Genomic DNA, 25,454 nt, shown 5'->3' with positions numbered 1-25,454 from the left:
TAGGTGAACGGTTTCACGCAAAGGACGGCTAAAACATGGCAGCAGTATTTTTACATAAAAAACGCAAACCCCGCTTGGAGCAAGGACATCCATGGGTGTATAAAAGTGAAATTGAGCGCACGGATGGGGACATTGTGCCTGGACAGCTTGTATCCGTTCAGAATCACTTGGGCAAGTATCTAGCAACTGGCTATTACAACGAAGCTTCACAACTTACGGTACGTATTGTATCGTATAGCCCGATTGAGGCGATGACGACGGAGTTTTTCGTCGAACGTTTTACACGTTGTTTCCTACATCGTCAGCGCTTTGTGAAAGGAGCGCAGTCTTATCGTCTGGTATATGGAGAAGCTGATTTCTTGCCAGGACTTATTGTTGATAAATTCGAGAACACACTGGTTGTTCAGCTTTTGACTTTAGGAATGGACCTGTGCCGAGACAATATCGTCGAAGCGCTTGTACAAGTTATGAAGCCAGTAGGGATCTATGAGCGAAGCGACGTTTCCATTCGTGAACTGGAAGGTCTGAAGCAGACGAAGGGACTACTCTATGGCGATTGTGCGAAGCATGTTGATATTTTAGAAAATGGCCTTCGCATTCGCGTTGATATTGAGGAAGGTCAGAAGACAGGTTACTTCTTCGACCAGCGTGAGAATCGCGCGGCGATCGCTCCGTTGATGACTGGCTGGGGTCACCGCAGCGGCATCAACTTGACGGAAATCGAAGAGAATGGCGTAACGCAAATGCTCCCTGTGAACGCGAACGGCAAAGTAGTGACGTTCCCACTGTGGGATGGCGCTTCTGTGCTGGAGTGCTTCTCACATACGGGAAGCTTCACGCTTAACGCATGTAAATTCGGAGCCAAAAAAGTAACATGTCTTGATATCTCCGAGCATGCGATCGAAAGTGCACGCACGAACGTTGCGTTGAATGGTTTCGAGGATCGCGTCGAATTCGTCGTCGCGGATGCCTTCGAATACTTGCGTACACAAGTGAAAGGTTTGGATGAGCGCAAGCTTCGCGCTGTTGCTGGTGCAGCGGGACAAGCCAAGATAGACACTTCTAAGCCTGTGGGCACCGGTGGACGTACGTGGGACGTGGTCATACTCGATCCACCTGCCTTCGCCAAGACCAAAAGTGCGGTGGAAGGGGCTTGCCGCGGTTATAAAGACATCAATTTACATGGCATGAAACTTGTCAATGAAGGTGGCTATCTCGTCACAGCAAGTTGTTCATACCACATGCATCCTGAACTATTTCTTGAAACGATACATGCAGCGGCAACAGATGCGGGCAAGCTTCTCCGCTTAATCGAATTCCGTGGCGCAGGGATGGACCACCCGCGTATTCTAGGCGTTGATGAAGGACATTATTTGAAGTTTGCGATTTTCGAAGTGCGCAGCAAATAAACAGATTTAAAAAAGCGAAGCCGGTTAATCTGGCTTTGCTTTTTTGTTGTGTTTGGGGGTGTTGGTGTTGGTATTAACGTTGATGTTTGTATTGATGTTGCTAATAGTGTGGATTTTGATTTTGATGGAAGGAGTGGGGAGCTAATAGTCCGAAATTGCCGAATTAATCTCGATGTCTCGTTCAAAAAATCTAATTTAGTCAGGAATTGCCTAACTAATTCACCGGTAACAACCGTGGCTAAAGAAAAATGGTGAAATAATTCGGTAGAATCGAACTATTGGTCCAATTCAATATGCAATCTTCGAATTAATTCGGAGTTATCGGACTACTGCAACTAACAGCGTCATGATAAAACTGTATTGACTGATGAAAGTCGTAAATCGGTTAGTTTTCATCGTATATTTCTTTTCGTTTTTTGTTTTCCATGCTATACTAATAGAATGTACGTTCGTATATCGAGCGCTAACTTAGCTCCTTAGTACCCCTCAGATCCCCCTCCATCATCTACCACGCCGACTCATCATCAGAAATATGATAGAATAGAGAGATAGAAAACGAGAATTGCTTACGAAGCAAGCTTTCCGACGGAAAGTGTTAGGAGGCCATAAATGTCCATTCGATTCGTGATTGGTAGAGCTGGAAGCGGCAAGAGTGAACGTTGTCTGACTGAAATGAAACAGCAGCTGTCATCAGCGCCTGAAGGTGATCCGTTGATTTTGCTTGTTCCTGAACAAGCTACTTTTCAAGCTGAGCACGCACTGGTATCGGATCCAACTATTCGTGGAATGATTCGCGCGCAAGTATTAAGTTTCCATCGATTAGCATGGCGTGTCATGCAAGAAGAAGGCGGGACAGCACGTTTGCCGATTGATGATACAGGCAAAAAACTGCTGTTAACAAGCATTTTACATAAATACAAGGATAAACTTCGACTTTTCGGTCATTCAGCTGAGCAAATGGGCTTCGTCGACCGACTGAATCAGCTTTTTACGGAAATGAAACGTTATTGTGTGACAGCTGAACAGCTGGAAACGCATGAGAATAAACGAGTAACTAACCTGGGTGAACACGGATTGCTGCGGGATAAAATGCACGATATTCAACTGGTGTATCGCCATTTTGAGGCCGAGTTAGCGAGGCAGTATTTGGACGGTGAAGATTACTTGACGCTGCTCGCAGAGCAAGTGCCGAACTCGGTTTATTTGCGCTCAGCAACAGTCTGGATTGATGGATTTCATGGTTTTACACCGCAAGAATTCAAGGTACTTGGTGCATTATTTGCTGCTTGTAAGCAAGTGACGATTACGTTATGCCTAGATCGGGAACTGCAGGCGGGAGATAGCCCAGATGAATTGGATTTATTTCATCCTACAGCTACGACGATGGTGCGTTTGCAAGATATGATATGGCAGCTAGGACTTGATGCGGCTGAAGTTCTTCATCTTGCTCCGGAGCGTTCGCCTCGATATGAAGATAGTCCTGCACTTGCCTATTTGGAGCAGAATTATGACCGTCGAATCGGTGGCGGAGCACCTAAATATAAGCCCTCACCTGGAGAGAAGATCGCTGACCAGCTTGTTATTAGGGAAGCCGTTCATCGTCGTGCAGAAGTTGAGGGCGCGGTGCGTGATATGCTTCAGTTAGTTCGAGAACATGGTGTACGGTGGCGTGAAATGGCCATTATGGTACGGAACATGGAAGGGTATCAGGATCTGTTAAACATGGTGCTTACGGATTATGAGATCCCTCATTTTTTCGATCAGAAGCGTTCGGTGCTTCATCATCCACTCGTAGAATTTATTCGCTCTGCACTGGAGGTTATTCAACATAATTGGCATTACGATGCCGTATTCCGTTGTATCAAAACGGATTTACTGCTGCCTCCTGGTGCGACAACTCAACGGACTGAGCTAGATAAATTAGAGAATTATGTGCTTGCATTCGGGATTCAAGGCTATAGATGGACGGATGGCAAGCCATGGACATATAAATTTCGTGCTAATTTGGAGCAAGCAGAAGATGGGGTAAATGAACAAACAGATGAGCTTCAAGCTTTAAATACGAGCAAATCGTGGGTCGTCGGTCCATTGTTGGCGTTATCCAATCGCCTTTCACAAGCGCGTACAGTCAAAGCTCAGGTCGAAGCGGTTTATGAGTTACTGGTAACCGTTCAAGCGCCAGAGAAATTAGAATTATGGACGCAGCAAGCAACACTTGATGGAAAGCCAGAAAAAGCTCGCGAGCACGGTCAAATGTGGAACAGTGTCATGGATATGCTGGATCAATTAGTGGAAACCATGGGCGATGATGAACTTTCCTTAGAGCTGTTTAACGGTTTAATAGAAACAGGAATGGAAAGCATGAAGCTGGGGTTAGTTCCGCCATCAATGGACCAATTGCTGATTGGAAGTATGGATCGCACACGTTCAAGCGGGATTCGGTATGCATATATTTTAGGTGTAAATGATGGAGTTATTCCTGCACAGATGGCTGAAAAAGGTGTCCTCACAGAAGCAGAACGCAGTGTTCTCATGGACTCTGGATTACCTATGGCGGATGGAAGCCGTCGAAAGCTGTTGGATGAGCAATTTATCGTCTACACTTCATTGACTGTACCAGGCAAACGGCTTTGGATGAGTTACCCGTTAGCAGATGAAGAAGGGAAATCGTTATTGCCTTCAGAACTGATTAGACAGATGCGACAGCTATTTCCAGGTACGGACCAATCTCTACTTTTAGCAGAACCTTCAGCGGAAGCCTCTGAAAGTGAGCAAGCTGCCTATTTGGCACATCCGACGCAGGCGATCTCTTATTTGGCTGTTCGCATGAAGCATTGGATGCTAGGCGGACGCATGTCAGAACTATGGTGGGATGCGTACAATTGGTACGCGGAACAACCCGCTTGGCAGATGAAATTACAATCGGTTGTACAGGCATTGCAATTTACGAACAAAGAGAAGGGGCTCTCCATCCCTACTAGCCAAATGCTATATGGGCAGCACTTGCGTGCCAGCGTTTCACGAATGGAGAAATATGTGGCTTGTCCGTTCTCGCATTTCATTTCTCATGGCCTAAGGCTGCAAGAACGTCGAGTCTATCGCTTAGATGCTCCAGATATTGGACAATTATTCCACGCGGCATTGAATCAGTTTGTTCAGAAGCTGCAGCAGGATCAGCTAGAGTGGGGTTCACTTTCCGCCGAGCAATGTATGGAGAGGTCTGCACAAGTCGTTGATGAGCTCGCACCGAGACTTCAAGGGGAAATTCTACTTAGTTCAAGTCGTTACGCTTATATAGCTCGGAAACTGAAGCAAGTGGTAGGTAGGGCGGCAGTTATTCTCGGCGAACACGCCAAACATGGTCAATTTCAGCCACTAGGATTGGAGATTGATTTTGGACCAGGGAAGGATTTACCGTCGTTAACGTTTCAATTGGAGAATGGCTGTACCATGGAGATTATTGGCCGAATTGACCGTGTGGATCGAGCCGATGGTGAGAATGGTGTACTTTTAAGAGTGATTGATTACAAATCCAGTCAAACAGCCCTGCAGCTTTCAGAGGTGTACTACGGATTATCCCTACAGATGCTGACTTATTTGGATGTTATTCTTACGCATGCGGAGACATGGCTCGGTACCCACGCAAAGCCTGCAGGGGTGCTTTACTTCCATGTGCATAATCCGATGCTGCAGCAGAAAAATGCGCTTGATCCTGCCTCTGTGGAGAAGGAACTGCGTAAACGGTTCAAAATGAAGGGTTTAATTACCGCTGATGCTGAGGTAGCTGGATTGATGGATGATGAACTTATCCATAGCTCGGGGCATTCACAACTTATTCCAGTTGCCCTAAAGAAAGATGGGAGTTTTTACTCGACTTCATCGGTAGCTACCGATGAGCAGTGGGATACACTACGTACTTTTGTACGCAAACAAGTGAAACAAATTGGAACAAACATTACGGACGGGCATGTTGATATCGCCCCCTATCGGTTAGGGAAGAAATCGGCTTGCCAGCACTGCTCGTATATGTCGATTTGTCAAATTGATCCTTTATTTGAAGGAAATGAAATCCAAGTTTTTCGACCACGTGCGAAAGATCAAGTTTGGACGGAGTTGGCTGTACAGGCAGGACAGTCGTGAAGGTAGAAAGGAGCGTACAAGGTGACACATCAGCAAGAACCTAAGCCTATAGGTAGCGCTTGGACGGACGATCAATGGGACGCGATAACCCTTAAGGGTCAGAATATGCTGGTTGCCGCTGCTGCGGGCTCTGGCAAGACAGCGGTACTCGTAGAACGCATTATTCGACGGATCTCCAATGAGTGGGAGCCAATCGATGTAGACCGTTTACTCGTTGCTACCTTTACGAAGGCTGCAGCTTCCGAAATGAAGCATCGGATTCGAGAAGCACTTGAGAAGGAACTCATGAAACAGCCGCATTCCCAACATCTGCGAAAGCAGCTTGCACTCATGGGTAAAGCGTCCATAACTACGCTGCATTCCTTTTGTTTAGAGGTTGTACAACGTTATTTTAGTATTATCAAATTAGATCCTGGCTTTCGGATAGCGAATGAAACAGAGGCTGAATTGCTTCGTCAAGATTTGCTTGGAGAGATGCTGGAAGAATATTATGCGGGAAGTAATGAGAACAGTGCTTTTTGGCAGTTGGTGGACTCCTTCAGTGGTGAACGTAACGATAGCGCGATAATGCAGCTCATTCAGAAGCTATACGATGTATCTCGTAGTCATCCTTGGCCAGAGCACTGGTTAAGAGGAACAGCTTCAATGTTCGGGCCGCGAGCACATCAAGCTGACCAGGAGAATGTGGATGAGGCAAACGCGATAGTTGAGGAAGCCTTGCCTTATGTTGCCGCGACATCTGCGCCTGTGGATTATTCACTATGGGAGCAAAGTCTTATTCATGATCTTTCCCTTGAACTAGAGGGAGCAGCGGACTTGCTAGGACAAGCCATGCATATCGCAGAATCCCCTGGAGGACCTGCTCCGTATATCGATAATTTACGTGATGATTTGCTACTCGTTCAGAATCTGCTGGAAACAACGACATACCCATGGTCCGTCTTGTATCTTGGTTTTCAGACGGTTGAGTTCGGCAAGCTCAAAGCCTGCAAAGGCGATGATTATGATAAAGGACTACAAGAAGAAGTCAAAGAATTACGGAACAAAGCGAAAGATCAAATTAACAAATTAAAAGAAGAATTGTTCGGACGGACACCAGAGCAATTTCATCAAGAAATTGCCGTAATGGCTCCTTTATTGCATGTCCTTGTTGATCTTATCGTTGATTTTGGCAAAAGATATCAAGCGGCTAAAGCAGCGAAGGGGCTGATTGATTTTGCTGATTTGGAGCATTACTGCTTGCAAATTCTTAGTGCACCTGGTTCCATGCCGGGTGAATTATACCCTTCAGAAGCTGCTCAAGCGTATAGGAAACAATTTGCGGAAGTGCTCCTGGATGAATATCAGGATACGAATCGTGTCCAAGAAGCCATTGTTGAGCTGATTTCAACTACCAAGCCAGGGAATCGGTTTATGGTTGGCGATGTAAAGCAAAGTATTTATCGGTTTCGATTGGCAGAACCAGGGTTATTTCTGGAAAAATACAAAGCGTATCGTTCCAACAAAGAATCAGCATCTGATGGTGAAATGAACGGTGGAAGAATTGACTTAGCTAGAAATTTCCGAAGTCGTATTCAAGTCGTCGATGCGGTTAACTTTATTTTCAAACAAATGATGAATGAAACTGTCGGCGAAATTGCTTACGATGAGCGTGCGGAACTGGTGTACGGAGCTGGGTATCCGCCTTCGCTATCCGATTGTTCTGTGGAAATGCTAATCATTGACCGTGCGAAAGACGGTGCTGACAAAAGCGATACGTTCATGGAAGAATCCGAAGAAAATAGTGACGAGTTCAACGCGGAAAGCACTGAAAATGGGACGGATCCTGCCTTGGAAGCAGAAGAACTGGAAACCGCACAGCTGGAAGCACGTACCATAGCTCGTCAAATCAGGGGCTTATTAGGAGCTGAGAGTCAAGAAGCCTTTCAGGTATTTGATAAAAGAACAGGCGGCAATCGGCCGGCAACTTACAGGGATATTGTGATTCTACTGCGGGCCACCCAAGCGTGGTCTCCCATATTAATCGACGAGCTGAAGAAACAGGGAATACCTGCTTATGCCGAGCTCAGCACAGGGTACTTCTCAGCAACTGAAGTCGAGACGATGCTCTCCTTATTGAAAGTCATCGACAATCCGTATCAGGACGTACCTTTGGCTGCTGTTTTGCGATCACCTATGGTGGGACTGAGTGCTGAACATTTAGCACAAATCCGAGTTGCGGATAAATCTGTAGCTTTCTATGAGTCTGTCTTGCGCACCGCTGGACAAAGTCTCCATGATGAGCATGACTCGTTGTCGTTGAAATTGACAGCGTTTCTTGAACAATTAGAACAATGGCGAAATGATGCGAGACAGGGCTCTCTTGCTGACTTGATCTGGCGAATCTTTAGACAAACCGGCTATTACGATTTCGCTGGGGGGTTGCCAGGCGGCATGCAAAGACAAGCCAATTTAAGAGCGCTGTACGATAGAGCTAGACAATACGAGAGTACATCCCTGCGCGGATTATTCCGTTTTTTACGATTTATTGAGCGGATGAAAGAAAGTGGAGGCGATCTTGGAACCGCGCGTGCGTTGGGTGAGCAGGAAGACGTCGTACGAATAATGTCCATTCATAAGAGTAAAGGTTTAGAATTTCCTGTCGTATTCGTTGCGGGAATGGCGAAAATGTTTAATCAACGCGATTTGAATGAAGCATTTCTGTTGCATAAAGAACTTGGCTTTGGACCGCGATTTGTAGATACGACGCTTCGTGTCAGTTATCCGACTTTACCCTCACTTGCCATTAAAAAGCGGCTGAAGCTAGAGCTTCTAGCCGAAGAAATGCGTGTCCTATATGTAGCACTAACAAGAGCTCGTGAGAAATTGTACTTATTAGGCACTGTGAAGTCTCTCGATAAGCTTCTGCGCGGATGGGGACGTCATTTATCTAGAGAGGCGTGGTATTTGCCTGATTTTGAGTTGGCTAAAGCGAAGAGCTATCTGGACTGGGTCGGACCTGCATTGCTGCGTCATCCTGATGCAGCCTTGTGGAGAGAAAGGCTTGGTATTAGCGATATGTCTTCAGATATAAGACTGCTGCATGATTCCTCGCAATGGAAACTATCTGTTATTACACCAGAAAGCTTGCAGCAATTAGATGTACTAGTAGATCCTGCTTTCGAGCCAGATCAAGATCGCTTCATGGCAATCCAGCAACGAGAGGTTGTCACTACATCGGGGAATTGGAAAGATGTTTTAGGTGAGCGTTTATCTTGGCAATATGAGTTCCAAGATGCACCTAAACATTTTGCCAAAACGACAGTTTCGGAGATGAAACGATTATCTGAGGCCAATCGAATCGCAGATGAGTTGGAGTCACCGAACGCTGTGGAACCCCCATCTATTCTGGGACCGGTGTCGGTGACCAATCAACCAGCACCCTCGATTTGGCGTAGACCGAGATTTATGGAGGAGAAGAAGTTAACGGCGGCAGAGAAAGGAACTGTTGTTCATGCCGTTATGCAAAATATGTCCCTATCGGAATTACCTACAGAGGCAAGTATCCAATCGACACTCCAAGAGATGTTGGACAAGCAAACCATGACGCAAGATCAGCGTGATGTGGTAGATATACCTGTTATTTTGAAGTTTTTTGAGACGTCGGTTGGCCGAAGAATGATTCAGTCACATCATGTTCAGCGAGAGGTTCCATTTAGCTATGGACTCCCTGCGGATGAAGTTTACTCGGAGACGGAGCCATCTAAGCTTGGTGAAACAGTGCTCATTCAAGGGGTCATTGACTGTCTATTTGAAGATGAACTGGGACTTGTTCTTGTTGATTATAAAACGGATGCTGTACGAGGAAGCACGGAATCAGAACTTCAGCTTCGTTATGAGAAGCAAATAGGGTTGTATGCACGAGCTGTTGAACACATTTGGAAACGTCCGATACACGGAAAGTTCCTCTATTTCTTTGATGGAGCTAAGTTGGTAGAGATGTAGTCATTGAAAACGAAAGCCTGGTCAGGGGTAGGAAGGAGATGAGATATGCGAATTTTACACACAGCGGATTGGCATTTTGGGCGAGCTTTGGAAGGTCGAAGCCGGATGGAAGAGCAGATCGCTTTTATGGACGAGCTCGTACGCATTGTGGAAGATCAAGACATTGATTTAGTGTTAATTGCAGGAGATATTTATGACAGTGTGAATCCTCCTGCGGCAGCGGAGCAGTTGTTTTATGAAGGCATTGCCCGATTAGCTGATGGCGGGAAAAGGCATGTGGCGATTATTTCAGGCAATCATGATCATCCGGATCGGCTAGCAGCTTCGGGTCCGCTAGCAGCAACGCAAGGAATAACCTTGATAGGTTTGCCTATTCAAGAAATTCAGTCGATTGGAATAGCACGTACGGGTGAGCTTGCACGACTAATCGCTTTGCCGTATCCTTCGGAATCACGTTTGAAGGAGTTGTTGTCCGAGGCTGCCGAGGAAGAAGTGCTGAGGAGCAAATACTCGGAGCGGGTTGGTGCACTCATCCGCAAACAGGCAGCTTCCTTCGAAGCTAGCACAGTGAATTTAATTATGAGTCATTTGTATGTCCTTGGAGGACATGAAACGGAATCTGAACGACCTATTCAAGTAGGCGGCGCTTATACGGTTGATACAACAGCTCTGTCAGCGGGGGCGCAATACGTTGCGCTAGGTCATTTGCATCGCCCGCAAAATGTGAAGGCGGCATCACCCATTCGATATAGTGGATCTCCGCTAGCCTATAGCTTCTCGGAAGCAGGTCAAGCCAAATCGGTTACGATACTTGATCTTGCCCCAGGACAAACAGCTGAACCTAAGGAGATTTTCTTGACCTCCGGACGCCCATTAGTGAGTTGGAAGGCAAAGGAAGGCATTGGGCAGGTTCATCAATGGTTAGATGAGCAAAGGGATAGCTCGGCATGGATTGATTTGGAGATTACGATGACATCGGCTATGTCCATTGAGCAGATACAATCGTTACGCAAAGCGTATGAAGGATTCATTCACATTCGCCCCATCTATCCGGAGATGGAAGTTGTGCGCTCAGCAATGCCGAGAGCAGCTTTCTCGATGGAAGAGCATTTTACGCGCTTCTACTCGCGCCAAACGGGAGGCGCACAACCTGAGCCTGCGTTGGTTCAATTATTTTTGGAGCTGCTGCAAGAGAAAGATCTTGGGGATGCAACTGGCGGAGAGTAATTGATTGGACAAGGATGAACGTACTTTACGTACGTGAGAAGGTGGTAGGCAAAGTGTTTTCCCCAACGAATACTTGTGGATAACTTTGCGATGCGAATGAAAGGAGTAAAGTACAATGCGTCCAATTCAGTTACAAATGTCTGGTTTGCAAAGCTATCGAGAACTGCAAACGATTGATTTTAGCCAACTCGTGGATGCGGGCGTGTTTGGTATTTTTGGACCAACGGGCAGCGGGAAGTCATCGATTTTAGATGCGATAACACTATCCCTCTATGGCAAAGTAGAGAGAGCGAGCGGTGGTACGCAAGCGATCATGAATCATGCGGAGCAAACGCTGTTCGTTTCTTTTACATTTGAACTGACGAACGCATCGAGCACAGAGCGCTACCGAGTAGAGAGGCAATTTAAGCGCGGAGCGGAAATGTCGATTAACGGAACGATTTCACGTCTCTTGCATATTCGAGATCATGAAACCATCGTACTTGCGGATAAGGCAGGGGAAGTCAATCTCCAGGTACAGAACATTCTAGGTCTGTCGATGCAGGATTTCACAAGAGCAGTAGTGCTGCCACAAGGGAAATTTGCTGAGTTCCTGACTTTGACAGGTAAAGATCGCAGGCAAATGCTGCAACGGCTGTTCCATCTTGAAACTTATGGTGACCAATTAAGCGCAAAGGTGAGCTCTAAAGTAAAGGAAACGGATAGTGCCGTTAAACAGCTTGCTGCTGAGCAGCAGGGATTGGGCGAAGCGACCACTGAGGCTTTGGAAGAAGCGAATAGAAGACTTCTTGAAGCGGAACAAGAAGCTGTTCGAAGTCGACTTTATTGGGAGCAGCAGGAGAAGGCATACGAAGAAAATAAACAAATTTATCAATGGATCATGGAATCGGAAAGTCTTGAGCAAGAGCAGCGGAAGCATTATGAACAAGAAGGTCTTATTGCGGAGAAAGAACGGGTCCTGAAACTTGCGGAACAAGCGGAGCGGGTTATTCCATATTTGGATCAACATCAATTAGCTAGTAAAGATGTGTCGTCAAGCGAAACACTTCTTGTAAACGCGACGTCATCCCTAGCGCATGCTGAAACTGATTATCAACAAGCATCGCTTGCTTTTGACAAAGCAGGGCAGGATTTAGTCGAGCAAGAAGGGCCGTTATTGCTGCGTTTGGATCAGTTAGAACAAGCGCTTGTAATTGGACGAGAGCTTGAACAAGTACAGTCGCAAATTCAAACGGCTCAAACCCAAGAAGCTGAAGTGAAATCAGCATTATTGGGTTTGCAAGCGGAGATGTCTAAAGCGCAGGACACGAAACAAAAAGCGGTGGCTAAACAAACAGAACTGAAAGCTCAATTAAAACAGGTTGAGACGGATGCTGTGAAGAGGCAACAGCTGCAAATCGCAGTTCAGGAGAAAAAGGCTATACTTCTTCTTCAGACTCAAGAGCTAGAAGCTCAAAGAAACAAAGTTGACAAAGTAAATGCATGTAACATTGTGGAGCAATCGAGAGCTTTAATTTTGGACAAACAAAGAGTGTTATATTCTCAGCTTACAAGATGGTTTGAAACAAGTGCTACGAGTGAATGGCAATTGCAGAAGCAAGAAGGCTTATTAACAGCTTTCTCCAGTGACCTGCATGGGTGGTTGGAGGAGCAAAGAAAGCAATTAAAGAATCAAGAGCGTCATGCCTTAGCTGCTCAGTTGGCTGCAGAGTTGGAAATGGGTGAATCATGCCCCGTGTGCGGTGCGCTAGAGCACCCAGCGTTGCATAAGAGCAGCGGGAACGAAGTGGATCTGGATACGACAAGCGTTTCTGAAAGCCTACTGTATCAGATCGAGCCGTTCTTGCAGCAAGCGAAAGAAAGCCAATATCAAGCGGGGCAACTCATTCGAAAAATGGCGGATCTACATAAGCAGGCTGCTGAGATGAGATTTTCAGAAGAGGCGATAAGTAAGCAACAGATCGTAGACGCTGGACGTGATCTAGCGCTTCAAGAGGCTGCCGTAGGTCAAGAAAAAAGGACTCAGGAAAGTTCGCCAAGCTCACTTGCGGTCATGAATTTGGAAGATTGGCAAAAGGCATGGGAGCGTGTAAACTCTGCCTCACAAGCAGTTGCTTTTCAAGTGGAAGCGTGTGAGAGGGCTTATGAGAATTTGCTCAAAGAACATGTACAATTGACACAACAAGATTTAGTCTTAGGTGCGCAAGCGCAAGCGGCTGCTGGCTTGGTTGTGGAAGCTGAAGGCAGACTAAGTGGTCTGACGTCTGCTATCCAAGATCAAGTTCTTCAGTGGCAAGAACGTTTCACGGGGCTGAGCTGGGAAATTGTTGAAGAACAGCTTCAACAGATTCTTGAGCATGAGCGGATGGCGGATGAGCTGCGCGGCCGCATTGAGAAAAGCATCCCTTTTCTCGAGGAACTCCTCGCCAGCATCGAAAAGCTTCAACTTGCTGCGCAGGAGCGCGAGCGTACGGCCTTGCAGCTCCATGAGCGTCTGCAAGGGCTCGCACAGCTCGCCGCCGACAAGTCGCGGCAGCTCGCTCAGCGCGCGCCTGGCGCGGCGGTGCCGCAGCTCATCGCGGAGGCGACCTCCGCGCTCGCGCTGCTGCGGCAGCTCGCGCAGCAGACCAAGCTCGCGCACGCTGCTGCGCAGCGCGAGCAGTCCCTAGCGGCGCAGCGCTACAGCGCCGCCGCCGAAGCCGCTGCCGCCGCAGCGCGGCAGCTGGCGCAGACCGAGCGCGCGCTGGTTAGCGCGCTCGAGAAAGGCGGCTTCGCGTCGCGCGAAGCCGCAGAGGCAGCGGCGCTGGCGCCTGAGCAGCGCCGTCAGTGGGCGCAGCTCGCGGCGGAGCACCGCGAGCGCGAGCAGGCGCTGCGCGCCCAGCTGGCGCAGCTGGCAGCGAAGCTGCAGGGCCGCGTGCTGAGCGCGGCCGAGTGGGCGCAGTCGCAGGCGCAGCTGAGCGACGCGAAGGCCGGCGCCGAGGCCGCGCTGGAGGCGCGGGCCAAGGCGGCGCAGGGCGCCAGCGAGCTTGCTGCGCGGCACTTGCGCTGGTGCGAGCTCGAAGCACAGCGCGCTGAGCAGGCGACGCTGCTAGAACGGCTTGGCAAGCTCCAAGCCGTGCTTAAGGCCAATGCCTTCGTCGAGTATCTTGCCGAAGAGCAGTTAATGCAAGTAAGTCGCGCGGCATCCGAGCGACTTGGTGAGTTGACGCGTCGACGTTATGGGATCGAAGTCGACTCTGGTGGTGGTTTCGTTATTCGTGATGATGCGAATGGCGGGGTGAAGCGACCAGTTGGCACATTGTCTGGTGGGGAAACCTTCCTTACCTCGTTAGCCTTAGCGTTAGCCTTGTCCGCTCAGATTCAGCTCAAAGGCGAATATCCGTTAGAGTTTTTCTTTCTCGATGAAGGCTTCGGCACACTGGACCAGGAGTTGCTAGACATGGTCATTGGTGCGCTTGAGAAGTTGCATACAGATCGATTAGCTGTAGGTGTCATCTCTCACGTACCCGAGCTTCGGGCTCGACTTGTGCGCAAATTAATAGTTCAACCCGCAGAACCATCCGGTCGCGGGAGTCGCATTTCGCTCGAAGAGCTTTAAATAGGTAATTGAAATTATTTGTAGTTAAGAGACTTTATGAAGAAGTTTTCATCTAAGTATTACCCCATAAAGGTTAATGACCGACTTCCGGTCATTAGCCTTTTTTTATTTCCTGTCTGCCTCTTAGGTAAAGACATCATGCCGAAACGTACAAGTTGGCATACACTGCACCAACTTGATGAAAAGGGGAATGTGCATGGCAACATTTCATGAAGCATTAAAACATAAGAATCGTCTCTCACCTGTCTTATTGAAAAGGGCGGAGGTTATGGGTGTCGGCGTTGGATACGCAGATCCCAAAAAACCAACAGCGGGTGCGAGTGTCATTGTATACACCCACCAAAAAATCGTGCCATCAGGATTAAATAATCTTAAAAGCGTTGCTTCAAAATTGGGGTCATCTGTTCCCGTGCGCTTTCTCTCCGCGGATTCGTTCAAAGCACATGTGTTAAAGGCTCCAAAACCCAAAGTTTACAGGGCAACTACGTTTCAAAGTAGGAATCGTCCAGTTCCTGGCGGGGTGAGCATTGGCAAAACGAATCCTTCCTCCACAGGGACTGCTGGCTTAATCGTAATCAAAAACAATCAACTTTACATCCTGAGTAACAACCATGTGTTGATCAGAGATAATTCTTCGGCATTCTCGGAAACGGTCCAGCCTGGTCCGGCAGATGGCGGAAGTTCCGGGACTGATCGAGTAGGGAGAGCATACCAATTTGTTCCGTTACGTCCTGGTGAAGTTAATTTCCAGGATTCGTCTATTGCCCTTCCAACCTCGAACAGCCTATTAAACCCGAGATATTTACGCAGTGCATCTGGCGAATTAATTACAGTACCAGGCCATCTTCTGAGCTATCCTGTTGGACTTCAAGTGTTTAAATCAGGTCGTACGACAGGTGCTGTAAGAGGAATCGTGGAGTCTAACAATGTGGATGTGCGTGTTTCTTATGGGGGCAGCCTAGGTACGCTGTTGTTTCGCAATCAGACTGTCATCGTAGGAACTTCAGGTCCGGTATCACTTCCGGGTGATTCAGGTTCAGTCTGGCTGCGTTCCAGCGATCGCTATGCGGTAGCGCTTAATTTCGCGGGTCCAGCGGATGGCTCTCGTTCCATCAGTAATCCAATCGGTGTGGTTATGGCATCTTATGGTGTACGTACGGCTATTCCAGCTGCAGGTGGCACGTATACGGCAGGTAAAATAAAAGGAACTGCACCTCGTGGTGACGCTTCTTATGTACAGCCTTTGACGGAGAAGCAACGGAAGCGTACTAGAGCCATTTTGGTGAAATCCCATAAGTAAATAAGTAGTAAGAAGTGGAATTCCGATGACTTCCATATGCTGGGAGAGAGTCATCGGCAGTTCCGCTTACATACTTCCTAATGATATTCACTTGCTGGCGATTCCGATCTCCGGTCGAATCGTCTGCCCTTCGAGTGCCACCCCATAAGAAATAGATGTCAAATAGGCTAATTGCTTTTCTACATACACAGAACCCTTGGAGACGATTTGATTTTTCTCAATGTAAAATGGTTGAAACGACATCTCGATTTGCTCCTCATCTAGCTTCAAATGGAGCAGACCCGTGTCTGCTTTTGGTCCCGTTACATAATCAGGGAATAGGAAATTACCGATCGAATACGCAATGGGCTTGCCTTTGTAATACTCAAAACCTTGCAACACATGCACATGACTCCCAATGATAGCATCTGCACCTGCATCGATCATTTGTTTGGCGAATTCGCGCTGCCATGCTTCAGGACGATTATTCATCTCCACCCCCCAATGCAGATAGACAAGAACATAATCAGCGCCCTCGCGTTCCCGAGCTATGGCATCAAGCACGGGCTTTCTATCATATGCCTGAGCAATACCAGGCTTGTTCTTACCTGCAAACCAATCTCCGGTTGGGATGAAACGAGAGAAGGCGAGGAATTTTACTATTTTCCCCTTCAAATTAACGCTCTTTGCTCGGTACGCTTCTTGTGCATTCAGACCACCTCCCACATAAAGCAGACCAGCCGTATCTAGATGGGTAAGTGTATCGAGAAAACCCTTCTGCAAGAAATCCATGGAATGATTATTGGCAACGGATACCATATCGAAACCAGCATTTTTCAGACCAGTAAGGGATTCAGGATTCGATTTGAAATTATAGATCTGATTAGTATCCTTCTCGTTCTCTTGCGTAACCGCCGTTTCCAGATTGACGAAAGAGAAGTCAGCTTGCTCGATATCGGATTGAATATGTAAGAAAGGATAATCAGGTCCGTATCGATTAATCGCTTCTTTGACGGACCAATCGAACATCGCATCGCCGGCATAAAGGATATGCAAGGGTTCTGAGTTGAATTGTTCGATTGGTGTTGGTTGTACATATACGACATTAGTAGAAATGTCAGTACCGTTTGTGCTTACATCAGAGGCAGGTGTGCGACTCTTATCTTCAATTGATTCTGTCATCTTGACCATCGGTGAAGGGTCCGAAACGTGTTGATTATTTAATTCCTGTGTAACTTCATTTGATTTTGAGTTAATAGGAATGGACTTCACTCCAAGGGACGAGGGATTCCATGCAGCTTCACAACCAACAAATAGCGAACTTATACAAACTGCCATTAGGATAACTGCCCCTATATTTTTCATCCAATGTAAACCCTTTCTTACTCTTTTTAACTATATTCTAACAATGGTTAATTGCAAAAGGGATCGAACTGTCGTGGTGAAAACATAAAATTCAGATCAAATTTTACTTATGATTGGAGCGGTTTTGTAATTTTTTTAAGTTTTATGCTACTTTTCCATTGCTCATAACGTATCAAGTACATGCGAAAAACTTTGAACACCATGAAAGGGAGTTTGTATCTCTTGAAAATGAATAGGCGAATAGGAATTCTATCACTGGCAGTCGGTATTCTTGCGGCGGGTATGGCGGGGTCTCCTGCACCAGCGCGTGCGGATGTTGTTTGGGATCATTGGAAACAAGCGGACTCGTTGCAAGCGTCTGGAAATTCGAAAGCAGCGGTTCCCCATTGGATATATTTGGCTGATTACTATGCAAGCGCGGGGGACTGGGAGAATGCCGCCCTTTTCAGCGGTAAATTAGACAAGTATTTTGACGATATCGGCGATTATGATCAAGCGATTCGTTATTATGAGCAGGAAAATCAATATTGGGTTAATGCAGGCAAGGATTGGGGGGCTGTCAAATTACAGCGTGCGGATCAAATTCGGACAACCGTTGAATTGTATCGGGAAGAAAATGTCGAGAGCATCGTTCAAGAGCGATCCCAATCAGTCAACTCGCGCTTAGCTAAGTTTGAACCAGCATACGGGACCTATTTAGGTATGTATTCCGAGCAAGATCCTAAAGTCGGTAATACATTTACAAAAATGCAATCTGTGTATGGCAAAAAGCACGCGATTTACTTAGCTTATGCTCACTGGGGTCAAGGTTTCCCATCTTCCTATGCAAAGCGTGCCAAAGATGCTGGAGGTGCCTTGCAAATCGCTTGGGAGCCGGATAATGGATTAGATCCTGTCACAGATGGGGCTTACTTACGGAGCTGGGCGAAAGAAGCAAAAGCCGCTGGAATTCCGATTTTTCTACGATTTGCAGGGGAGATGAATGGTGCTTGGGTGAAGTGGCATGGGAATCCTGCACAATATATCGCCAAGTTTAGAATGCTTCATGATGTATTTGCGACGGATGCGCCGAATGTGGCTATGGTGTGGAGTCCGGGGGATGTACCAGCCAATGATATCGATCCCTACTATCCAGGTGATGCGTATGTTGACTGGGTTGGTGTCAGTTTATATATCGAGCCGTACGAAAATGGAGATCCATCACTGCCCTCCATGCTTGCGACAAGCAACGTAGAACGTCTTACAAGGTTGTACAACACCTATGCAGACCGTAAACCTTTGATGCTGAGTGAGACTGGCGTTCCGCATTATTCACATTCGGCTGGTGAAGATTACACGGAATGGGCGAAGTTGAATCTACAACGGTTGTATGAAGTTATGCCTTACAAATATCCAAGATTGAAAGCTATTACGTATTTTAATGTGGATCAGCAAATGAATAACGCAAAGAACGATTACTCGTTATCAACTTCCTCTGATATTCAAAGCTATTACAGTCAGTTGATTGCTAATCCCTATCTTTTATCTGAAGTGAAGGACGCAGCTAAACCAACGGACCGTGTAGGATATGTGCCGATTGATGCTGATCATCAAGCTTTTACGAAGCAAACGAGAATCATTCCTTTTATCAAAATACCTGAAGTATACATTGGTAAAGTGGAGTATCTACTGAATGGTCGAGTTATCGCTTCCCAAACGAGTTTGCCATACGGGATAGATCTTAAAGCTGGCGAGGTGCCGGAAGGCTCTGTTTTACAGCTTCGTATCTTGAATAAATCCGGCCAGCAAGTGGCGTTCCGTACATTTGGTATTTCATCACAAGTATCTGTGAACATCAATGGTGCTGTACAGCAATTTGAACAAGCGCCTGTCATTGTAAATGGTTCGACATTTACGCCGCTTCGAGCCATTTTCGAAGCGATGGGAGCTAAGGTTGATTATGAAGCGGCTACCCGATCTGTCACAGCAACTAAAGGGAGTACAACCGTGAAATTGACACTTGATCAAAAAACAGTCTATGTCAATGGTAAGCCGATTGAGTTGGAAGAACCAGCTAGACTAGTAAATGGCTACACACTTGCACCTGCTAGATTCGTAGGAGAAACCTTTGGTGGTATCGTCAATTGGGATGGGCCAACTCGAACGGTGACCATTACCAGCAAATAAAGCGAAAAAAGCTGTATCAATTTCTGACGACAAAGTCAGATCTTGAACAGCTTTTTGTTTGTTAAAATATAGAGTTCATGTGATTTATACGTTCTGTAAAGCTTGTTCAACTTCCTGAACGATCGACAATGCCGCGCTGCGTGCACTCGAAAATGCGCGTTCAGCAAGCTCGCCTTTACCTGTACATCCGTCTCCACAGAAGTAGAATGGGATATTTTCTACACGTGTTGGCAAAAGTCTGTTGGTCGCAATGTTTTTCACACTGGAAACCATCGCCTTCTTCGAAACACGCTTAACTGCAGTAACATCGCGCCAACCTGGGTAATGCCTATCGAACAGGGCTTCCATTTGAGAGGTTTTATTGTCCAAATAAGCTTTGCGTTCCTCTTCGTTATCGAATTTATCACTAAGGTAAGCAATACCTTGCAGCAACTGTCCACCTTCTGGAACTAGTGTATGGTCTGTTGCAGAAACATCGCTGATGAATAGTTTATTATCCATGTCACTGATGTAACTGAATGGTCTAGCGACGACGCGGCTTAATCCAATGTCATAAACCATAACTTCGGTTGCTGTGTTGGACTCATACGGTGCTAAGAAAGGCTCCCATGCCGAACCTTTAAGTAGTTTCACTACTTGTTGTACAGGCATTGCGAAGATCACTTTATCAAACGCCATTTCACGTGTTTTCGTTTTTAATACAAATTTACGATCCTCATAACGAAGTCCGTCTACACCTTCCTGTAAGGCGATTTCCCATTTGCCGGAAGTGGTCAATTTTTGTTTGAGTTGATTGGTGATAACAGCCCAGCTGCCTAAGACGTAGTTAACAGGTTTACTAGACAAGAATAAGTTGTGATAGTACTCGCTAATCACTGCACCGGATACGTTACGAGCATCCTCAGGTGTAATGAAAAAGTTGGAACAAACCAAATGCTCCCAAAGCTCTTTAACATCTTCATCCGCGTTAGATTCCGCAAGATAGTCGGCCAAGGTTGCGTAGTTCTTAATATTGTGAATATTGGCGATAATGGCTGCAATTTCACCTACAAAGCGAACTTTTTGAATCGTGCTTAACAAATCGGTTTTGAGAAGGTTAATGGCATCGAGCGGCGCAGTCGTAAGTTGATTATGCTTCGCATAGACGACTTTGCGTTTATCCACTTGTTTAGACGAGAAGGATAGCCCTAGCTCGCGTTCCATGGTAGTCAGTGTGTGACGGTCAATTCCGTAGATGGCGTGCGCGCCGTAGTTAAGCGTGAAACCTGCTTTCTCGTACGTAAAAGCTCGCCCTCCTAACTGTGGACTGCGCTCAAATAGAATACCTTCTACGTGTGGGTTTTCTGATAAATACGCGGCTGCTGTTAAACCAGCTAAGCCTCCGCCGATAATGGCTACTTTCATTCGCTTTTCCTCCTTGGGGACGGGTTCTACCTGCAGCGATGCATAAGGTTCTTCAGAACGAAGACCTACCCAAAGCCAGGCTAAGTTGTTTTTCATCATGGAGAGCAGGTCGGCATCATCTTGATTACACCAAGTTAGGATCGTTCCGGTATACATGCATACGAGCAGATCAATCTTTTTTGGCTCCGGGAGCCAGTGCATTAAACTTTGAGTCAGGACTTTCAATTGCTGAAGTTCTTCTGATTTCACCGTATCATTTTGTAAAGAAAGTGCCTGCAAACTTCGAATTAATCGTGGTGACATTTGAATATTCGACGCTAAGTCTAAAAATAGACGATTAATATGACCTTCTAGCGATTGTACCTTCGAAGGGGGTTGTTTCACCCACTCCTGAATTAATTGTGTTTGTTTGCTGTATAACGCTGAAATAATGGCATCTTTACTTTTGAAATAATGATAGAAGGTTCCTTTGGAGGTGCTGGTTTCCCCGATAATATCATCAACAGAAACATTTTCGTACCCTTTCTCCATGAACATCGTTAAAGCGACTTCCATCATTACATCACGCTTTTTGCGGGTCGAGGCTCTCATGAATTGACTCATCCGCTCACTCCATTCAAACGATCCATTTACACTTATTATATGCAAAAATAGACTTACAGTCTACAAGTGAATTGACCGGTGTCAAATAGGATCCGCGGATTAAATAATCTAAACGATTCTTTCCCGTGTGAGGCTTATCGCTTCGGTATATACTTCACATTAGAACACCTTGAGAGGATGAAATAAGGACTTGAATAAAGCAGATTTAGGATGGCACGATAGTTTCGAAAAAGCATTTGAACCCTTTCTTAACGAAGAAGGATTTGTCGCAGGCCGCGTCTCCTTAGAACATAAACATATGTATCGCGTTCAGACGGAAGTTGGCGAAGTGTTGGCTGAAGTTTCTGGCAAAATGCGTCACCAAGCTCTACGACGCGAGGATTACCCTGCGGTAGGGGATTGGGTAGTGATATCACTCCGAGAAGGCGAGCAGCGTGCTGTAATCCATGCCGTGCTTCCTCGTCGAAGTAAGTTTTCCCGTAAAGTGGCTGGACAAGTCACGGAAGAGCAAATTGTTGCAACCAATGTGGATACCGTATTTCTGGTTAATGCGTTGAATCAAGATTTTAATGTTCGCCGCATTGAGCGATACTTAGTCCTAGCCTGGGAGAGCGGCGCAAATCCTGTCATCGTATTAAGCAAGTCTGATCTTTGCGCGAACCCAGATGAGTTGGCGGCTGAAGTAGCCGCTGTTGCCATTGGGGTACCGATTCATATTATTAGCTCTGCTGAAAATCGTGGCTTAGACGAACTTGCTAGCTATATGACCCAGGGTCAGACTGTGGCACTGCTGGGATCGTCAGGGGTAGGGAAATCAACCTTGGTGAACCGTATTTACGGTCGAGATATTCTAAACACGGGGGATATTCGATCTGGGGATGACAAAGGAAAGCATACGACAACGCACCGTGAGCTGATTCTACTGCCGGATGGCGGTATTTTAATCGATACACCAGGAATGAGGGAGCTGCAGCTATGGAGCGCTTCTGAGGGTTTGAGTACTTCTTTCCAAGATATCGAGGAATTCGCCGAGCAATGCTTCTTTCAAGATTGCAAGCATGAGAATGAACCCAAATGTGCCGTGAAATCCGCGTTAGATTCGGGCGTTTTGTCCGCAGAGCGGTTTCAGAATTATGTGAAATTACAGAAGGAACTAGCTTATTTGGCTCGCAAAGAGGACAAAGGACTTCAAGCAGCTGAGAAAGCGAAATGGAAGAAGATTCACCAATCCCTCAAAAGTCAACCTCATCGCTAATTCCGATAAGATTTGGATTGGATTTTTTGAGCGCTTTCCGATAAACTTAAAGGTAAGTAGGATAACACTGTCGGGAGGACGAATGGATCAATGAGTGATTGTATTTTTTGTAAAATCATTGCAGGGGATCTTCCCTCAAAGAAAGTCTATGAAGATGATCAGATTCTAGCTTTTCATGATATTCAGCCAGCGGCACCGATTCACGTCCTAATCATTCCGAAGAAACACTTTGCTTCTTTAGCGGCGGGACAGCCGGAAGATTGGGCAATCGTGGGGCAAATGCAGCGTGTAGCTGCTGAAATTGCTAGAGAGCTAGAGGTGGAAGAATCCGGTTATCGTGTGATCACGAACATTGGAGCAAACGCTGGTCAAATTGTTCACCATTTGCATTATCATTTGATGGCAGGTGCTAGATTGGCACCGCTTGGGGTCCATAACTAATCTTTCTAGTAGGAAAGATCAGTTTTGCGATTGACACCCTAATTACTATCACCTATAATGAGATTTGATGAACCGTTTTGTCTTAGATGGTCTGTTCGGAGGGAGGGAAAACTGTTGTCAGAAACTCGAGTTCGTAAGAACGAAACTATAGATGCTGCACTTCGTCGCTTTAAGCGTTCCATCGCTAAGGATGGCGTTCTTGCAGAAGTTAAGAAACGTAAGCATTATGACAAGCCTAGCGTTAAGCGCAAGCTTAAATCTGAGGCTGCTCGTAAAAGAAAGTTCTAGGAGGCAACATGAGCTTAAGCGATCGATTGAACGAAGATATGAAACAAGCGATGAAGAGTCAGGACAAGTTTAAGCTCTCTGTAATTCGAATGGTACGATCTACGATTAAGAATTCTGAGATTGATCTGAAAAGACCCTTAGACGACAATGAAGTGCTTGATGTTCTAACTCGTGAGATCAAACAGCGTAAGGATTCCCTCCAAGAATTTAGTAAGGCAGGTCGTGACGATCTAGCCGACAACCTGAAGGCAGAACTTGTTATTCTAGCTGAGTACATGCCGCAACAGCTTTCTGAGGAAGAAGTGAAAGCCATTGTACAGCAGACCATCCAGCAAATTGGTGCTTCTTCCAAAGCGGATATGGGCAAAGTGATGACGGCATTGATGCCTCAGGTTAAAGGACGCGCTGATGGTAAACTTATCAATCAGTTAGTTCAACAATTATTAGGTTAATACCAAATATGTTTTGTGAAGACCGAGTGGATCATTCTGCTCGGTCTTTTTTCTTTAACATTCAGGTGCATTTTAATATTTCTACTAATTTCTGAAACAGTTCATAAGTTATTACGTACATACCTATTGAGTAGGAAGTATGACGGGAAGGAGTGAACGACGATGTTTCTTGATAATCTATCCGCGTTTCTGACTCACCCTGTGACAGGTACCGTTTTATTGATGGTTGGGATTATTGGGATTGCACTTGAGTTGCTTTTTTTCAGTAGTGGATTGCTTGCCTTGGCGGGAGTTGCTGGCTTTGGTTTATATTTCTTAGGTTTTTACTTAGCTGGCTTTGCGAGTTTTGGCGACTTAGCTGTCTTGGGACTTGGTTTGGTTCTTTTAATTTTAGAATTGGTTGTGCCAAGTTTCGGAATTCTAAGTGTTCTAGGGGCGATTTGCCTATTCGGCGGTGTGCTGATGGCATCTTCAGATCCCAAGGAAGCAGCATTCATGTTAATTATTGCCTTGCTAGTCGCCCTTGTGGTTATCATTGCTGCAATCAGGACGTTTAAGCATCGCGGCGTTTGGAACCGTTTTATTCTGAAGGAGCAGCTAACTACGAGCAAGGGCTTTACATCGAGCCCCGATCGATCCAATTTAATAGGTTTGACGGGTGAAGCCATAACGCCATTGCGACCTGCGGGTACGGCATTGATTCAAGGGGAACGTGTTGATGTGGTAACGCATGGTAGTTTTATTTCGGTAAATAAAGCAGTTATCGTTGTGGAAGTCGAAGGAGTTCGAGTAGTAGTGAAAGCTGTAGAAGACCAACCTAATATTTAGGAGGATACAAACAAATGACGATTGAACCAGGTTTATATTTGGTGCTGCTTGCAGCGATTATTATCATCGTATTATCGATATTACTCAGTGTGGTTCCGGTCATGCTATGGATTTCTGCGTTGGCTTCCGGTGTCAGAATCAGTATTATTACCTTGATTGCCATGAGACTTCGTCGGGTAACCCCAAGTCGCATAGTAAACCCAATGATTAAAGCAACCAAAGCGGGTATTGATCTTAGTGTGAACCAATTGGAAAGTCACTATCTAGCAGGTGGAAACGTTGACCGTGTTGTGAATGCATTAATTGCTGCACATCGTGCAAAAATTCATTTGGAGTTTGAGCGCGCGGCAGCCATTGACTTGGCGGGCCGTGATGTATTGCTAGCTGTTCAAATGAGTGTAAATCCGCGTGTTATTGAAACGCCGAATGTTTCAGCCGTAGCGAAGAACGGTATTGAGGTAAAAGTTATCGCGAGAGTTACGGTTCGTGCGAACATTGATCGACTCGTAGGTGGAGCCGGCGAAGAAACAATTATTGCCCGCGTCGGAGAGGGGATTGTTACAACCGTAGGTTCCAGTGAATCTCATAAAGATGTTTTAGAAAATCCTGACATGATTTCTCGCACAGTTTTAGGCAAAGGATTGGATGCGGGGACAGCTTTTGAAATTCTGTCTATTGATATTGCGGATGTCGATGTTGGCAAAAATATTGGTGCGCATTTGCAAACAGAGCAAGCGGAGGCAGACAAACGGATTGCCCAAGCGAAAGCTGAGGAACGCCGCGCGATGGCCGTTGCTGCTGAACAGGAGATGAAAGCGCGAGTCGTTGAGATGCGTGCTAAAGTGGTTGAATCGGAGTCGCAAGTCCCTCTTGCCATGGCTGAAGCTCTACGGAATGGTCAATTAGGAGTCATGGATTATATGAATCTCAAAAATATTGAATCTGATACACAAATGCGTTCCTCTTTGGGTAAAGTAAACGATGGAAAAAATGAAAAAGAATAAGGTTTGTGAGG

General features: G+C 46.2%; 15 protein-coding genes. 13 read left to right on the top strand and 2 right to left on the bottom strand.

Annotated elements, in window-relative coordinates:
• Nucleotides 1–35 precede the first annotated feature (35 nt).
• The 6 genes from HQN88_RS02505 to HQN88_RS02480 all read left to right on the top strand — a co-directional run bounded on the left by HQN88_RS02505 (nucleotide 36) and on the right by HQN88_RS02480 (nucleotide 15,658).
• Complete coding sequence (locus HQN88_RS02505; RefSeq protein WP_173108644.1) at nucleotides 36–1,409, top strand: class I SAM-dependent rRNA methyltransferase; 1,374 nt, start codon at nucleotides 36–38, stop codon at nucleotides 1,407–1,409.
• A 609-nt stretch (nucleotides 1,410–2,018) separates the two neighbouring features.
• Nucleotides 2,019–5,549 carry a helicase-exonuclease AddAB subunit AddB gene (gene addB / locus HQN88_RS02500; RefSeq protein ID WP_173108643.1) on the top strand — a complete coding sequence of 1,177 codons (3,531 nt, stop codon included), beginning with the start codon at nucleotides 2,019–2,021 and terminating at the stop codon, nucleotides 5,547–5,549.
• A 21-nt stretch (nucleotides 5,550–5,570) separates the two neighbouring features.
• Nucleotides 5,571–9,533, top strand: a complete 3,963-nt coding sequence (gene addA, locus HQN88_RS02495; RefSeq protein ID WP_274320262.1) for a helicase-exonuclease AddAB subunit AddA — start codon at nucleotides 5,571–5,573, stop codon at nucleotides 9,531–9,533.
• A gap of 45 nt (nucleotides 9,534–9,578) precedes the next feature.
• Nucleotides 9,579–10,760: an exonuclease SbcCD subunit D gene (locus tag HQN88_RS02490; protein WP_173108642.1), complete on the top strand. Its 1,182-nt coding sequence runs from the start codon at nucleotides 9,579–9,581 to the stop codon at nucleotides 10,758–10,760.
• 115 nt (nucleotides 10,761–10,875) lie between these two features.
• A complete protein-coding gene (locus HQN88_RS02485) occupies nucleotides 10,876–14,358 on the top strand; it encodes an SbcC/MukB-like Walker B domain-containing protein (RefSeq protein WP_173108641.1) in 3,483 nt (1,160 codons plus the stop codon).
• A 196-nt stretch (nucleotides 14,359–14,554) separates the two neighbouring features.
• Nucleotides 14,555–15,658: a S1 family peptidase gene (locus tag HQN88_RS02480; protein WP_246320007.1), complete on the top strand. Its 1,104-nt coding sequence runs from the start codon at nucleotides 14,555–14,557 to the stop codon at nucleotides 15,656–15,658.
• 87 nt (nucleotides 15,659–15,745) lie between these two features.
• Here the strand turns inward: HQN88_RS02480 and HQN88_RS02475 are convergent, their stop codons facing one another.
• Nucleotides 15,746–16,975: a CapA family protein gene (locus tag HQN88_RS02475; protein ID WP_173108639.1), complete on the bottom strand. Its 1,230-nt coding sequence runs from the start codon at nucleotides 16,973–16,975 to the stop codon at nucleotides 15,746–15,748.
• A gap of 255 nt (nucleotides 16,976–17,230) precedes the next feature.
• Here HQN88_RS02475 and HQN88_RS02470 point away from each other — a divergent pair, with 255 nt between their 5' ends.
• A complete protein-coding gene (locus tag HQN88_RS02470; RefSeq protein ID WP_246320027.1) occupies nucleotides 17,231–19,168 on the top strand; it encodes a stalk domain-containing protein in 1,938 nt (645 codons plus the stop codon).
• A gap of 84 nt (nucleotides 19,169–19,252) precedes the next feature.
• Here the strand turns inward: HQN88_RS02470 and HQN88_RS02465 are convergent, their stop codons facing one another.
• Entirely contained in the window at nucleotides 19,253–21,175 is a 1,923-nt protein-coding gene (locus tag HQN88_RS02465; protein ID WP_173108637.1) for an FAD-dependent oxidoreductase, read from the bottom strand.
• Between the two features lie 190 nt (nucleotides 21,176–21,365).
• On the opposite strand from HQN88_RS02465, the gene rsgA reads away from it, so the two are divergent.
• The 6 genes from rsgA to floA all read left to right on the top strand — a co-directional run bounded on the left by rsgA (nucleotide 21,366) and on the right by floA (nucleotide 25,443).
• Nucleotides 21,366–22,430: a ribosome small subunit-dependent GTPase A gene (gene rsgA, locus HQN88_RS02460; protein WP_173108636.1), complete on the top strand. Its 1,065-nt coding sequence runs from the start codon at nucleotides 21,366–21,368 to the stop codon at nucleotides 22,428–22,430.
• A gap of 90 nt (nucleotides 22,431–22,520) precedes the next feature.
• Nucleotides 22,521–22,871 (top strand): histidine triad nucleotide-binding protein, encoded by a 351-nt coding sequence (locus HQN88_RS02455; RefSeq protein WP_173108635.1) that lies wholly within the window; start codon nucleotides 22,521–22,523, stop codon nucleotides 22,869–22,871.
• Nucleotides 22,872–22,985: 114 nt separating this feature from the next.
• Nucleotides 22,986–23,159 carry a 30S ribosomal protein S21 gene (rpsU, locus tag HQN88_RS02450; RefSeq protein ID WP_028558020.1) on the top strand — a complete coding sequence of 58 codons (174 nt, stop codon included), beginning with the start codon at nucleotides 22,986–22,988 and terminating at the stop codon, nucleotides 23,157–23,159.
• Between the two features lie 8 nt (nucleotides 23,160–23,167).
• On the top strand, nucleotides 23,168–23,611 hold the full coding sequence (locus tag HQN88_RS02445; protein WP_171635233.1) for a GatB/YqeY domain-containing protein: 444 nt from the start codon (nucleotides 23,168–23,170) through the stop codon (nucleotides 23,609–23,611).
• A gap of 162 nt (nucleotides 23,612–23,773) precedes the next feature.
• Nucleotides 23,774–24,439, top strand: coding sequence for an NfeD family protein (locus tag HQN88_RS02440; protein ID WP_173108634.1), 666 nt, complete (start codon nucleotides 23,774–23,776; stop codon nucleotides 24,437–24,439).
• 14 nt (nucleotides 24,440–24,453) lie between these two features.
• Entirely contained in the window at nucleotides 24,454–25,443 is a 990-nt protein-coding gene (gene floA, locus HQN88_RS02435) for a flotillin-like protein FloA (RefSeq protein WP_216626290.1), read from the top strand.
• Nucleotides 25,444–25,454: the final 11 nt, after the last annotated feature.

Source organism: Paenibacillus qinlingensis (assembly GCF_013204845.1).
In the GTDB taxonomy this organism is placed as follows: domain Bacteria; phylum Bacillota; class Bacilli; order Paenibacillales; family NBRC-103111; genus Paenibacillus_E; species Paenibacillus_E qinlingensis.
Note: the sequence above shows the minus strand (reverse complement) of the source record. Positions and strands in the feature narration are given on the sequence as shown.

Bases quoted from the DNA above. Each gene is read 5' to 3' on its own strand.
- HQN88_RS02505 (WP_173108644.1), top strand. From the start codon at position 36: ATGGCAGCAGTATTTTTACATAAAAAACGCAAACCCCGCTTGGAGCAA.
- addB (WP_173108643.1), top strand. From the start codon at position 2,019: ATGTCCATTCGATTCGTGATTGGTAGAGCTGGAAGCGGCAAGAGTGAA.
- HQN88_RS02490 (WP_173108642.1), top strand. From the start codon at position 9,579: ATGCGAATTTTACACACAGCGGATTGGCATTTTGGGCGAGCTTTGGAA.
- HQN88_RS02485 (WP_173108641.1), top strand. From the start codon at position 10,876: ATGCGTCCAATTCAGTTACAAATGTCTGGTTTGCAAAGCTATCGAGAA.
- HQN88_RS02480 (WP_246320007.1), top strand. From the start codon at position 14,555: ATGGCAACATTTCATGAAGCATTAAAACATAAGAATCGTCTCTCACCT.
- HQN88_RS02475 (WP_173108639.1), bottom strand. From the start codon at position 16,975: ATGGCAGTTTGTATAAGTTCGCTATTTGTTGGTTGTGAAGCTGCATGG.
- HQN88_RS02470 (WP_246320027.1), top strand. From the start codon at position 17,231: ATGAATAGGCGAATAGGAATTCTATCACTGGCAGTCGGTATTCTTGCG.
- HQN88_RS02465 (WP_173108637.1), bottom strand. From the start codon at position 21,175: ATGAGTCAATTCATGAGAGCCTCGACCCGCAAAAAGCGTGATGTAATG.
- HQN88_RS02455 (WP_173108635.1), top strand. From the start codon at position 22,521: ATGAGTGATTGTATTTTTTGTAAAATCATTGCAGGGGATCTTCCCTCA.
- HQN88_RS02445 (WP_171635233.1), top strand. From the start codon at position 23,168: ATGAGCTTAAGCGATCGATTGAACGAAGATATGAAACAAGCGATGAAG.
- HQN88_RS02440 (WP_173108634.1), top strand. From the start codon at position 23,774: ATGTTTCTTGATAATCTATCCGCGTTTCTGACTCACCCTGTGACAGGT.
- floA (WP_216626290.1), top strand. From the start codon at position 24,454: ATGACGATTGAACCAGGTTTATATTTGGTGCTGCTTGCAGCGATTATT.